At 73.0% G+C, this 12,955-nt stretch carries 10 protein-coding genes; 6 read left to right on the top strand and 4 right to left on the bottom strand.

Features of this window, described 5'->3' with window-relative positions:
• Positions 1 to 77: 77 nt before the first annotated feature.
• The 3 genes from OG370_RS05905 (at position 78) to OG370_RS05895 (ending at position 4,483) form a co-directional block, all read left to right on the top strand.
• On the top strand, positions 78 to 1,460 hold the full coding sequence (locus tag OG370_RS05905; RefSeq protein WP_328461316.1) for a S53 family peptidase: 1,383 nt from the start codon (positions 78 to 80) through the stop codon (positions 1,458 to 1,460).
• A gap of 302 nt (positions 1,461 to 1,762) precedes the next feature.
• Positions 1,763 to 3,343: a chitinase gene (locus OG370_RS05900; protein WP_328461314.1), complete on the top strand. Its 1,581-nt coding sequence runs from the start codon at positions 1,763 to 1,765 to the stop codon at positions 3,341 to 3,343.
• A gap of 303 nt (positions 3,344 to 3,646) precedes the next feature.
• Entirely contained in the window at positions 3,647 to 4,483 is an 837-nt protein-coding gene (locus OG370_RS05895) for an undecaprenyl-diphosphate phosphatase (RefSeq protein WP_328461312.1), read from the top strand.
• A 197-nt stretch (positions 4,484 to 4,680) separates the two neighbouring features.
• Here OG370_RS05895 and OG370_RS05890 read toward each other — a convergent pair whose 3' ends face one another.
• The 4 genes from OG370_RS05890 to OG370_RS05875 form a co-directional block, all read right to left on the bottom strand.
• Entirely contained in the window at positions 4,681 to 5,796 is a 1,116-nt protein-coding gene (locus tag OG370_RS05890; RefSeq protein WP_328461310.1) for a Gfo/Idh/MocA family protein, read from the bottom strand.
• Positions 5,793 to 6,542, bottom strand: coding sequence for a sugar phosphate isomerase/epimerase family protein (locus tag OG370_RS05885; protein WP_328461308.1), 750 nt, complete (start codon positions 6,540 to 6,542; stop codon positions 5,793 to 5,795). The genes OG370_RS05890 and OG370_RS05885 overlap by 4 nt, the downstream gene beginning before the upstream one ends.
• Positions 6,543 to 6,660: 118 nt before the next feature.
• Complete coding sequence (locus OG370_RS05880) at positions 6,661 to 7,581, bottom strand: sugar phosphate isomerase/epimerase family protein (RefSeq protein ID WP_328461306.1); 921 nt, start codon at positions 7,579 to 7,581, stop codon at positions 6,661 to 6,663.
• A gap of 1 nt (position 7,582) precedes the next feature.
• A complete protein-coding gene (locus OG370_RS05875) occupies positions 7,583 to 8,893 on the bottom strand; it encodes a Gfo/Idh/MocA family protein (RefSeq protein WP_328461304.1) in 1,311 nt (436 codons plus the stop codon).
• A gap of 482 nt (positions 8,894 to 9,375) precedes the next feature.
• Between OG370_RS05875 and OG370_RS05870 the strand changes: the two genes are divergently transcribed.
• The 3 genes from OG370_RS05870 to OG370_RS05860 all read left to right on the top strand — a co-directional run bounded on the left by OG370_RS05870 (position 9,376) and on the right by OG370_RS05860 (position 12,930).
• Positions 9,376 to 10,548, top strand: a complete 1,173-nt coding sequence (locus OG370_RS05870; protein WP_328461302.1) for an ROK family protein — start codon at positions 9,376 to 9,378, stop codon at positions 10,546 to 10,548.
• A 289-nt stretch (positions 10,549 to 10,837) separates the two neighbouring features.
• Positions 10,838 to 11,662: a hypothetical protein gene (locus OG370_RS05865; protein ID WP_328461300.1), complete on the top strand. Its 825-nt coding sequence runs from the start codon at positions 10,838 to 10,840 to the stop codon at positions 11,660 to 11,662.
• Positions 11,663 to 11,811: 149 nt separating this feature from the next.
• On the top strand, positions 11,812 to 12,930 hold the full coding sequence (locus OG370_RS05860; RefSeq protein ID WP_328461298.1) for a DUF5954 family protein: 1,119 nt from the start codon (positions 11,812 to 11,814) through the stop codon (positions 12,928 to 12,930).
• Positions 12,931 to 12,955: the final 25 nt, after the last annotated feature.

Genomic DNA, 12,955 nt, shown 5'->3' with positions numbered 1-12,955 from the left:
TATCGGTGTGACCACCGCGGCCGTCTCCGTGACGGCCGCACCTCATGCCAGAAGAGCCCTCCACACAAGGAGAGTCCATGCGCACACCTCGCCCGCGGCCGCGCGCCGTGGTCGCCGCGGCAGGAGCCACCGCCCTGACCGCCGCCGCCTTGATCGCGGCCCCGCTCACCGGTGCGGCGACGGCGGCGGCCGGCCGCGCCGCGCCCGCGGTGAAGCCGGTGCCCGCCGTCGTCGGACATGAGCTGGTCAAGGGGGCGGGCAGCCCGCTGACCATCGCCCAGTGCCAGGCCGAGTGGGGTATCAACTGCTACACCCCCACGCAGTACCGGCAGGCGTACGACCTCAACCCGCTCTACCGCGCGGGCGTGACGGGCAAGGGCCGGACGATCGTGATCGTCGACTCCTTCGGCTCACCGACGATCCAGCACGACCTGGACGTCTACAGCAAGCAGTTCGGGATGCCCAGCACCACGGTGCAGGTCGTCAAGTGGGGCGACGTGCCGCCCTTCGACCCGACCAACCCCGACCACACCGGCTGGGCCGGCGAGACCACGCTGGACGTGGAGATGGCGCACGCGATCGCCCCGGCCGCGCACATCGTGCTGCTGGAGACCGGCGTCGCCGAGACCGAGGGCGTCACCGGCCTGCCCGAGATGATGGACGGCGAGAAGGCGCTGATCGACCAGGGCGTCGGCGACGTCATCACCCAGAGCTTCGGGGCCACCGAGAACACCTTCCCGGGCTTCGACAAGGGCGACTTCTCCAGCATCCAGAACCTGCGCTACGCCTTCAAGGACGCGGCGCGGCGCGGCGTGACGGTGCTCGGCTCCTCCGGCGACGGCGGCGCCACCGACGCGACCGAGGACGGCAGCTCCAACTACCCGTACCAGGTGAACTCCTGGCCGTCCTCCGACCCGCTGGTCACCTCCATCGGCGGCACCCAGCTCCACCTGGACGACGCCGGCAACCGCACCGCGCCGGAGAGCGTGTACAACGACTACGGCGCCGGCGGCGGCGGCCAGTCGCACGTCTTCGCCCGGCCGTCGTACCAGAACGGCGTGCGGAACGTGGTCGGCGCGCAGCGCGGCACCCCGGACATCTCGATGTCCGCGGCGGTCGACGGCGGCGCCTGGGTGTACTCCAGCTACGACCCGACGTCCGTCGGCTGGGACGTCTACGGTGGCACCAGCGAGGCCAGCCCGCTCTTCTCCGGCATCGTGGCGCTCGCCGACCAGGTCGCCGGGCACCGGATCGGCGACATCCACACCGCGCTGTACGCCCTCGCCAAGGGCACCGGAGGGTTCGGCGGGGTGGTCGACGTCAAGGACGGCACGAACAACTCCTACGACGGCGTCACCGGTTACACCGCGGTGAAGGGCTACGACATGGCCACCGGCGTCGGCACCGTGGACGCGGCCCGGTTCGTCCCCGCGCTCGCCTTGCTCGGCCGCCTGCACTGAGGTGAGCCGTCCGGGGCCGCCACCGCGTGCTCCCCTCGCGGGTGCGGTGGCGGCCTCCGGCATGCCCGGGCCGGGTGTCCGGCCGGGGGTGCGGGCGGGGCACCCGGGTCGGGACGCGGGGCGGTCGGCGCGGTACAGGGGTCCGCGCCGGCCGACCGGCGGTGCGCCGGAACCGGTCAACCGCATTATTTGTAAGGGCTCTTGACAGTTGGGTGGTCCAGACCAAACAGTATGGGTCAGCATTGGTCCAGACCAGCATGGCCCGCTGTGCTGGGACCCCCACATCGAAGGGAGCGCGGTCCATGACCGGACCCGTTCGCAGACCACTCCGCGCCCTGCTCACCGGACTCGCCGCCACCGCCGCCGCGGCCGGCCTGGCGCTGACCGGCGCCGGCGGCGCGCACGCCGCCACCCCGCAGGCCACCGCCGCCACCGCACTGCCCAGCCACGTCTTCGCCCCGTACTTCGAGGCGTACAACGGCGACAGCCTCTCCGGGCTGGCCACCGCCTCCGGTAACAAGTACCTGACGATGGCGTTCATCCAGACGCCCTCGGTCGGCTCCTGCACGCCGTACTGGAACGGCGACACCTCCCTGCCGATCGCCTCCTCCAGCTTCGGCAGCGACATCGCCGCCATCCAGGCGGCCGGCGGCGACGTCATCCCGTCCTTCGGCGGCTACGCGGCCGACGACGGCGGCACGGAGATCGCCGACAGCTGCACCGACGTCAGCTCCATCGCCGCCGCGTACGAGAAGGTCATCACCACCTACAACGTCAGCCGGATCGACCTCGACACCGAGGACAACTCGCTGACCAAGGCGGCCGGTATCGACCGCCGCAACAAGGCCGTCAAGATGGTGCAGGACTGGGCGGCGAGCAACGGCCGTACCGTGCAGTTCTCCTACACCCTGCCGACCACCACCCAGGGCCTGACCACCGGCACCGCCGGTGACGGCTCCGGCCTGTCGGTGCTGCAGAACGCCGTCTCCAACGGCGTGAAGCTCGACGTCGTGAACCTGATGACGTTCGACTACTACGACGGTGCCACGCACAACATGGCCACCGACACCGAGACCGCCGCGCAGGGCCTGCACGACCAGCTCGCGCAGTTGTACCCGTCGAAGAGCGACGCGGACCTGTGGGCGATGATCGGCATCACCGAGATGCCCGGCATCGACGACTTCGGCGCCGCCGAGACCTTCACCACCGACAACGCCACCACCGTCTACAACTGGGCGGTCGGCAAGGGCATCAACACCCTGTCGTTCTGGGCGCTCCAGCGCGACAACGGCGGCTGCCCCGGCCAGGGCGGCTCGGACACCTGCTCCGGCGTCGCGCAGAGCACCTGGCAGTTCAGCCACACCTTCGAGCCGTTCAGCGGCGGCGGCAGCACCACCCCGCCGCCCGCGAACGACTTCTCGGTCGCGCTGACCCCGTCGGCCGGCTCCGTCGCCGCCGGCTCCTCGGCGACCTCCACGGTGAACACCGCGGTCTCCGCCGGGTCGGCGCAGTCCGTCGCGCTGAGCGTCAGCGGCGCTCCGGCCGGCGTCACCGCGTCGGTCAGCCCCGGCTCCGTCACCGCCGGCGGCAGCGCCACCCTGTCGGTGGCCACCACCACCGCGGCGAAGGCGGGCACCTACACCCTGACCGTCACCGGCACCGCCGGCAGCACCACCCACACCGCCGCCTACACGCTGACCGTCACCGGTGGCAGCACCGGCGGCGGCTGCACCGCCACGGCCTGGTCGTCCTCCGCGGTCTACGTCGGCGGCAACAAGGTCTCCTACGACGGCCACACCTGGCTCGCCAAGTGGTGGACCACCGGCGAGACCCCCGGCACCACCGGCGAGTGGGGTGTGTGGCAGGACGAGGGCGCCTGCTGAGAACCCGCGATTGCCGGGACCGAAGGCCCCTGGTCGCACGGAAGGTGACCAATGGCCGAACCGCTGGTGACGCCCAGGAAAACAGCCTGTGACCGGGCATATCACGGCTCCGGCCTCCGGTACGGTACGCCGTGGGCGGTGCCGCCCCGACGTCGAACAGCGGCCACCGATCCTCTAGAGTCTGACCGGATGTCTACGCGAATGTAGTCGATTCGGGACGGACCGGGCATCCCACGGGTATGCCCGGTCCGTCCGCACTTCCGGAAGACCGAAGACCAGAAGACCAGGGGACGGAAACCACCCATGAGCGCCATCGGCCTCGGCCAGGCCGCCATTCTCGGCATCGTGGAAGGACTGACCGAGTTCCTGCCGGTCTCCTCCACCGGCCACCTCAAGCTGGTTGAGGGCCTGATGAACATCCCCGTCGACGACGACGCGGTGGTCGGTTTCACCGCGGTGATCCAAGTCGGCGCCATCGCGGCGGTCTTCGTCTACTTCTTCCGGGACATCGCGCGGTTCGTCACCGCCTGGGTGCGCGGTCTGGCCCATCGCAGCGAGCGCGGCAACCACGACTACAAGTTCACCTGGTGGGTGATCTACTCCACCATCCCCATCGTCATCGTCGGGCTCGCCGCCAAACCGCTCATCGACGGGCCGCTCGGCTCCCTGTGGGTGGTGGCGTTCTCGCTGATCTTCGGCAGCGCGGTGATGTGGGCCGCCGAGCAGATGGCCCGGTTCAAGCGCGGCGAGGACCAGGTCACCATGAAGGACGCGATGATCGTCGGCTGCTCGCAGATCCTCGCGCTGCTCTTCCCCGGCTTCTCCCGCTCCGGCGCCACGATCTCCACCGCCCTGATCCGGGACCTGGACCGGATGGCCGCCACCCGGCTGTCGTTCTTCCTCGGCCTGCCCGCGCTCACCGGTGCCGGACTGTACGAACTCAAGGACGCCACCAGCGGCGGCGTCAGCACCTCCGCGCTCGCCGTCGGCACCCTCGTCTCCTTCGTGGTCGCCTACGCCTCCATCGCCTGGCTGCTGAGGTTCGTCGCCCGGCACTCCTTCAACTCCTTCGTGGTCTACCGGGTGGTGGTCGGCGTGGTGATCATCGGCCTGCTCGCGACCGGCACCGTCAATTCCTGAGCGCTCCCGCTGACGGCTCCCGCTGACCGCTCCCGCTGACCGCTTCCTGAGCGTGCCTCCGGACGGCGGCTGACCGCCCCCGACCGCGCGCCGGCGCCCGAACGCGAAAGACCTGGCCGACCCATCCCCCCACGGGTGGGTCGACCAGGCATCCGGGGGGCCGTTCCCCGGGCTTGCCGCGGTGGCGGCGACGCAGGTCAGGTCAACGTCGCCGCCACCGGGTCCCAGTCCTCCGGAAGCGTCGCCACCTCCGGAGCGCGGGATTCGAGTTCCACGAAGCCGTGCCGCTCCGCGGAATCCGTCACCGTGGCCATCAACTCCAGTACGTGCTGCGCCAGTTCGCCCGACGCACGGTGCGGCGCCCCGGTCCGGATACCGCGCGCCATGTCCAGCACGCCGATCCCGCGGCCCGCGGTCGTCCCCGCCACCGGCAGGTCCCGCCACTCCTCGTCGCCGAACGCCCGCACCTGGAGCGGCCCTTCGAACGTGTTCGGGTCCGGCAGCGACAACGTGCCCTCGGTGCCGGTGATCTCGATCATCCGCCGCGGCACCGACGAGTCGAAGCTGAACGTCGCCGACGTGCTCGGGCCCGACGCGAAGTCGAGCAACGCGTGCACATGCGTGGGCACTTCCACCGCGAACTCGGTGCCCGCCTTCGGCCCGGAACCGATCACCCGGTGCGAACGCGCCTGCCGCGCGCTCGCCGCGACCCGCTCCACCGGCCCGAAGAGCGCCACCAGCGCGGTCAGGTAGTACGGACCGATGTCGAACAGCGGCCCGCCACCGTACTGGAAGAGGAACTCCGGGCTCGGGTGCCAGCTCTCCGGGCCCGGTCCCTGCGTCACCGCGACCACGCTGACCGGCTCGCCGATCAGCCCCGAGGCCAGAGCCCGGGCCGCCGACTGCAACCCCGCGCCCAGGAACGTGTCCGGCGCGCTGCCGACCCGCAGGCCGCGCGACTGCGCCTGCGCGAGGATCTTCGCGCCGTCCGAGGGCGCCAGCGCCAGCGGCTTCTCGCCGTAGACGTGCTTGCCGGCCTCCAGCGCGGCCGAGGCGATCTCGGCGTGCGCGGCGGGGATCGTCAGGTTGATCACGATCTCCACCTCGGGGATCGCCAGCGCCGACGCCACGTCACCCGCGTGCGGCACCCCGTGCGCCTCCGCCTGCACCCGGGCCCGGTCCACGTCCAGGTCCGCGACGGACAGCACCCGGACGTCCGGGAACGTGGACAGCGCCGTGAGGTACTGCGTGCTGATCACCCCCGCACCGACCAGCGCGACGCCGACCGGCCCGGAACCCGAACCGCTGGTCATGAAAGCCCCTCCTCCAGCGCCGTCAGGTAGGCGCGGCTCTCCGCGACGGCCTCGAAGATGTCCGTGGCGCACTCGTCCAGCTCCACGATCCGCTGCGCGTCCGGCGCCGCCGCCAGGATCGCCGGCACATCGATCACGCCCTTGCCGACCGCGGTGTGCGGCTGCTCCTTCACCCCGGGACCGTCCTTGACGTGCAAGGACAGCACCCGGTCGCCCAACGCCCCCAGCAGCGCGGGCACATCGGCGCCGCCGACCTGCGCCCAGTACGTGTCGACCTCCAGGAACACCTCGGGCGCCAGCTCGTCCGCCAGCACCTCCAGCGCGGTGCGGCCCTCGAACCGCGGCTCGATCTCCCACCAGTGGTTGTGGTAGCCGATCCGGATGCCGCGCTCGGCGGCCTTGGCGGCGAAGCCGTTGAGCAGGTCCGCGGTGCGGCGCAGCCCGTCGGCGGTGGTGAACTCCTCGTGCCCGATGCCGCCCGGGATGATCGCCAGGTCGGTGCCGACGGTGGCGACCGCGTCGAAGACCTCGCCCGCGTCCTTGTCGAACAGCGCGTAGGCGTGGGTGCTGGACACGCCGATGCCCAGGTCGTCGGCGAGCTTGCGGAAACCGGCCGGGTCGGCGGTCGGGTCGTACGTCTCCACCGAGCGGTAGCCGATCTCGGCGAGCCGGGTCAGCGTGCCGTCGCGGTCGGCGGCGATCTGGTCCCGGAGGGTGTAGAGCTGAATGCTCAAGGGTTTGGCCATCGAAGCGAAGCCTCCTGGAAGTACAGCGGCGAATGCGGGTGCGGGTGCGGGTCCTGGTGCGGGTACGGGAAAGCGGTGGGGCCGGCGCGGGCCGCCCGGCCGGCGCGGGGGACGGGCGTCACCCGACGATCAGCGGGCGCAGCGTGCGGTGGGCGATCTCCAGGCCGCGGGTGACCCGCTCCACGTCGCCGCTCCACACGGGGTCCTCGTGCTCGACGGAGAGCACCCCGGTGAAGCCGCCCTCGTAGAAGGTGTCCACCAGCCGGCGCCAGTCCACGTCGCCCAGGCCCGGGACCCGGTAGCGCCACCAGCCGCTGTCCCAGCCGTCGGTGCGCTCCACGGTGCGGCCGAAGAACCCGAACCGGTCCCGGGCCCGCGGGTCGAGCTGCGCGTCCTTGGCCTGCGCGTGCGGGATGCGGTCCAGATACGGCTTGAGGGCGGTGACCGGGTCGATGCCGAGCCACAGCAGGTGCGAGGGGTCGTAGTTGAGGTAGAAGCCGAGGTCGAACATCCACTCCCACAGCTCGGGGGAGTAGGCGAGGTTGCCCGGGTAGCCGTCGGGGTGCCACCCCTCCATCACGCAGTTCTCGATGATGATCTTCACCCCGCGCTCGCCCGCGTACTCCACCAGCGCGGGCAGTTCGCGCTCGGCCTGGGCGAGGTTCTCCTTCACCGACAGGCCCGGGTGGCGGCCGATGAAGGTGCCGACGTACTCCACGCCGAGCAGCGCGGCCGCGTCCACGTTGGCCCGTACGTGGGCGGCGATCTCGGCGCGGCGCTCGCGGTCGGGGTGCAGGTTGTTCTCGTAGTACGCCAGCGCCGACAGCGTCAGGGAGTGCTGCTCGAACAGCGCGCGGACCGAGTCCGCCTCGGCCTTGCCGAAGTCCACCACGTCGATGTGGCTCGCCTCGAAGTCGCGCGACCCGGTGGACGGCCAGGTGGCGACCTCCAGCGCGTCGTAGTCGTGGGCGGCGGCCCAGCCGGCGATCTCGGCGAGCGGGAGCTGCGGAAGGCAGGCGGTCAGGAAGCCCAGCTTCATCTCAGGAGACCTCTTTCCAGGTCCGGTCGGCCGCCGAGCCGAGTACGGCCTCGGTCAGGCGCACCATGCGGGCGGCGTCGGCGAAGGTGGCGAAGGGCGTGGGGCGGGCGGTGTCGGCGGCGGGTACGGGAGAGCGCTCTCCAGTGTGCCTGGTGTTCGGCTGGTTCGGGTCGGCAGGGGTGGATTCCGTGCCCGGGAGAGCGCTTTCCCCCGCTCCGGAGGGAGTCGTGCCGGGCTCCGCGCCAGGGTTCGGGGGAGCGCTCTCCGAGCCGGGCGCGTCGGCCGCGCGGGCGGCGGCGTGCACGTCGCGGACGAACGCGGCGAAGCAGTCGAGGTAGCCCATCGGGTGCCCGCCGGGCACCACCGACAGCCGGGCCGCCTCGGGGGAGAGGGTGGCCGGGTCGCGCAGCACCGTGGCGTTCTCGCCGCGGCTGCCGACGAAGAGCGACTCGGGCGCCTCCTGGTCGAAGGCGAGCGAGGTGCGGCTGCCGTCCACCTCGAACCACAGCCGGTTCTTGCGGCCGGGCGAGATCTGCGAGACGGTCACCGACCCGCTCGCGCCGAGGTCGGTGCGGAAGAGCAACTGCACCACGTCCTCGGTGGCGGGCCGGCCGCCGGTGCGGGGCACCGTCTGGGAGAGCGCGGTCAGTTCGGCGATCCGGTGCCCGGTCACCCACTCCACCAGGTCGCACCAGTGCGAGCCGATGTCGGCGAACGCCCGCGACGGCCCGCCGGCCACCGCGTCCACCCGCCAGTTGGTGTCGTCCGGCAGTGACAGCCAGTCCTGGAGGTAGTGCCCGTGCACCAGCCGTACGTCCCCGGCCCGGCCGTCGAGCACCCGCGCGCGGGCCTCCGCGGCCATCGGGTGGTAGCGGTAGACGAACGGTACGGCCGCCACCTTGCCGCTGTGCGCGGCCAGCGCCGCCAGCGCGTCGGCGGTGGCCGAGGAGGTGGTCAGCGGCTTCTCGCACACCACGTGCTTGCCCGCGCGCAGGGCCAGTTCGGCCAGCCGGGCGTGCACGTCGTTCGGCGTGCAGATGTGCACCACGTCCACGTCGTCGCTGGTGACCAGCTCCTCGGACGAGTCGAAGGCCCGCTCCACGCCGAGCGCGGCGGCGGCCTCCTTCGCCCGGGCCGGCGTGGAGGAGCTGACGCCGACCACCGGGGCGCCGCTGCGGCGCACGGCGTCCAGATGGACCCGGCCGATCATGCCGGTGCCGGCGATCGCCGTCCGCAGCGCGGTCGTGCCGGTCGTGCCGGTCGCGCCGGGCGTACCCGGCGGGTTCTTTGCATTGGGCCCCGAGAGTGCCACCAAACTTCCCTCCATTTCGGCTCACGGAAGACGCTAGCCAGGGATGTTTCGGTTGACAATGGCAAAATTTACGCTAACTTCTGTCATAAATCGGCGGGCGGGCGGCGTGGGCGTGACGGCGGTCGCCGGGGTGATGGCCGGGTCGTTCACCGGGTCGGTCGGGGCGCGCGAGAGTGCGGCGGGCCGGTCCCGGTGGGGGCGAGGGCGCCGGATGCCGTGCCGGGCGTGCTGGGGTGCCGGGTGTCCGGTTCGGCCGCGCCGGCGCGCCGACGTCGGTGCGTGCAGGGTCCGTTGTACGGGCGGGCGCGACCAACGGGCGCGGGGTCCCGTCGTACGGCCCTGGCCCCGGCGCCGGCGTCGGGCCGTACGGCGGGTACCGCACTTCCGGCCGACCCGGGCAGGGACCGGCCGGGACCGTCCGGCGCGCGCGAGGAGCGGCCCGGCCGGGGCGGCGACATCGATCGAGAGGGACAGGCGTACACGTGACCGCAGCAACCGACCGGCAGCTCACCTCGCTCAGCGAACTCGCCGGGCTCGTGGCGGGCGGAGCCACCCGCCGCAGCCAACTGGCCACCGCCACCGGCCTGTCCAGGGCCGCCGTCGCCCAGCGGGTGGACCTGCTGATCGACCGCGGCCTGCTGGTCGAGACCGGCACGCTGGCCACCGAGCGCGGCCGCCCGCCGCTGACCCTGCAACTCGCCTCGCGCACCGCCGTGGTGTGCGCGGTCGACCTCGGCGCCACCCACGGCACCGTCGCGATCTCCGAACTCGGCGGCACCGTACTGGCGGAGGCCACCGAGGAACTCGACATCAACGACGGACCCGAGGCCGTACTGACCGCGCTCGACGCCCAGATCGGACGGATGCTCGCGGCCGCCGGGCACCCGGCCGAGCATGTCCGCGCGATCAGCATCGGCGTGCCGGGCCCGGTCGAGGCGAGCACCGGCACCGTGGTGCGCCCGCCGATCATGCGCGGCTGGGACGGCTACCGGGTGCCCGGGTTCTTCGCCGGCCGGCGCGGCGCCCCCGTCCTGGTGGACAACGACGTCAACATGATGGCGCTCGGCGAGTACGGCCACCGGCCCGCCGCCGCCCATCTGCTCTACGTCAAGGTCGGCACCGGGATCGGCTGCGGCATCGTCTCCGGCGGCGTCGTGCACCGCGGCGCCACCGGTGCGGCGGGCGACATCGGGCACATCGCGGTGCCCGGCCACGACGACGTGCTGTGCCACTGCGGCAACACCGGCTGCGTCGAGGCCGTCGCGTCCGGCGCCGCCGTCGCCGCCCGGCTGCGCGCGGCCGGCCTGCCCGCGGAGCACGCCGCCGACGTGGTGCGCCTCGTCGCCGAGGGCGACCCGCTGGCCCGCCGCCAGGTCCGGCTCGCCGCGCAGCGGATCGGCGACGTCCTCGCCTCGCTCGTCAGCTTCTACAACCCCGACACCATCGTGCTCGGCGGCTCGATCGCCTCCCTCCACGACGACCTGCTCGCGGACATCCGCGCCGCGGTCTACCGCCGCGCGCTGCCGCTGGCCACCCGGACCGTCGCCATCGAGACCACCGTGCTCGGCCGCCGCGCGGGCATCGAGGGCGCCCGCCGCCTCGCCGTCCAGCACCTGCTCTCCCCGGCGGGCATCGCCCGCTTCCTCGGCGCCTGACGCTCCCGGTCCGCGCGGGACTCCGCCGCGCCGGACGGCGGTTCGGGCCGTGCGGGCGGCCGTTCGCTACGGAATTGCGCCGCGCGGCCGGCCGGGAGTACGTTTCCGCAGGCTGTCGGCACCGTTGGCGCGGCGGGGCGGGCCTTGGGGGAGCGGCGAGGGCGCCGCGTCACAACGGTGCGGCGCTTGAAGGGCGTTCGGCCGTGGACATCAGTGGGGGGACTTCATGGGCGACCTGACGTCGCGGACGGCACGGGCACGGGCAGGGAGACGGGCGGCGCGGGCACGGATGGCGCGGCGGTCGGCGGCGAGGGCGATCTGCCTGGCCGCGGTGGTGGCCGCGGCTACGGCCTGCGGGAGCGGCGGGGACAGCCGGGGCGGTGGCCGCGGCGCGAGCGGCGGCACTCCTCGCCCGTCCAGTACGGCGGCGGCGTCCGGTACGGCCGACCCAGCCGGTTCCGGGTCGGCGGTCCGCATGCTCGGCCAGCGGGATTTGGAGCAGGCGGCGGTGGGCCCGGCGGACCTGCCGGGTTCGGGATGGAGTACCGACACCGTGTCCGGCCGGGGCTCGGACGGCGTCGAGATCAAGCAGACGATCCCCGACGTCACCCGGCTGCCGCGCGTGTCCCCGGCCGCGTGCGCACCCCTCGGCGGCATCGCCATGGGACCGGTGAGCACCACCCGCCAGCACCACGCCGTTCTGATCCAGGACGTCCGGCGGAAGGGCAAGGGCCACGAGTCGGTGGAGGACGCGCTGCTCGCCTACCAACCGGCCGACGCCCGCGGGGTGATGACCGACCTGCGCGCATCCCTCAAAGCCTGTGACTCCTTCCCCGAACGCGACGGTGACCGGTTCGCCGACCCCAAGCCGCAGGCCGCGCCCTCCGTCGGTGACGACGCCGTGGAGTACGACCTCACCCAGATCGTGGCGAGCGTCGACGACAGCGGTGATCTCGACGGCGGCAAACCCGCCAAGGCGCCCTTCCGCTTCCTCGTCGTCCGCAGCGGAGCCACCATCGCGGTCTTCTCGAACCAGGGTTTTCCCGGTGACCACCCGGTGATCCCCGCCGAGGTCGTCAGCGCGCAGATCGCCAAGCTGGCGAAGGCCGGCTGAGCCACCGGGCGTTTTCCGCCACGGCGGAACGCGCCAGTGACCGTACGCCGTTCCCGTGACCTGCGAACCGGTCGCCCGTCGGCGCCGTCCGGAGCGCGGTTTTGCTGGAATCGGGGGCCTCGGGACGGCCGGACGGGCATGCTAATGGCATGAAGGTGAACGGTGACGCTCAGGAGGAAGTGACCGGCCGGGAGTGGCCGCGGCCGACCGTGCCACCGTCACCGGTCGCGGCCGGGCTGTCCGCGCCCGCGGACGTGGAGACCTGGAAGGCCCGCAAGGCGTATCCGTCGACGCTGTTCGCCGGCGGTCCGGTGTTCGGCGCCGCCCGTGAACTGCCCGAGGGCGGCTGGACGTTGCGGCCCGGGTTCGCCGGGCTGGCCCCGCAGGACGCACGCGACGCGCTCGGCGCGCACTTCCGGGCACGCGCCGAGCGGTGCGCGGCCGACGGCGACGAGACCGGCCGCGCCCAGTACACCGAGGCGGCCGAGCGCCTCGACTGGGAACGCCTGGACGAGCTGACCGTGGCCGGCGCGCGCTACCGCGTGGTGCGGGCCGAGCGCTTCATCCGGATGGGCCCCGACGGCCCGGAGCCGCCGCGCGGCACCGACCCCGACCGTACGGACCCCGCGCAGCCGCCGCTCGATCCCGCGGCGGACCTGACCATCGCGTCCGGCGGCGAGGCGGGGCTGTCGCCCGGCGTGCTGCGGGTCGAACTCCTCACCGCCCTGCGGAAGAACGGCACGGTGCCGCGCGACGTGCGCGAGGACTCCCGTGCCGCCGCGGGCACCCACCCGGGCGGGGTGCTGCTCCCGGCCACGTTCATGGCGGCCGAACGCGAAGGGGGCCGCTGGCGGCCGCAGTCCACCGGCACCGCGGCCACCCCGCGCGACGCCCGCGACGGACTGGCCGTGCAACTGCGGGTGATGGTGCCCTGGCAGCATGAACTCACCGACGAGGAGCACGAGTTCTACAAGCGCGCCGCCGACCACCTGGACACCGAGCAGGTCGACGAACTCGACGTCGCCGGACGGCACTTCCGGATCATCCGGGTGGAGCGGCTGATCCGGATCGGGCCGGACGGACCCGAGGGCCCGCGCCCCTCCGACGTCGACCCGGTCCCGCCGGCCATGGTCCAGGAGCGCCAACTGCGCGAGCAGGGACCGGTCCAGGACGAGGAGGACGGCGACGCCGAGGCGAGCACGAAGAAGTTCATGGCCCTCCTCGACGAGGAGCGGCGGCGCCGTGAGCACCAGCGCGAACGCCCCTGACTCCCGTGCGGCGTCGTGCTGTTCG

Source organism: Streptomyces sp. NBC_00448 (genome assembly GCF_036014115.1).
Classification (GTDB): domain Bacteria; phylum Actinomycetota; class Actinomycetes; order Streptomycetales; family Streptomycetaceae; genus Actinacidiphila.
Note: the sequence above shows the minus strand (reverse complement) of the source record. Positions and strands in the feature narration are given on the sequence as shown.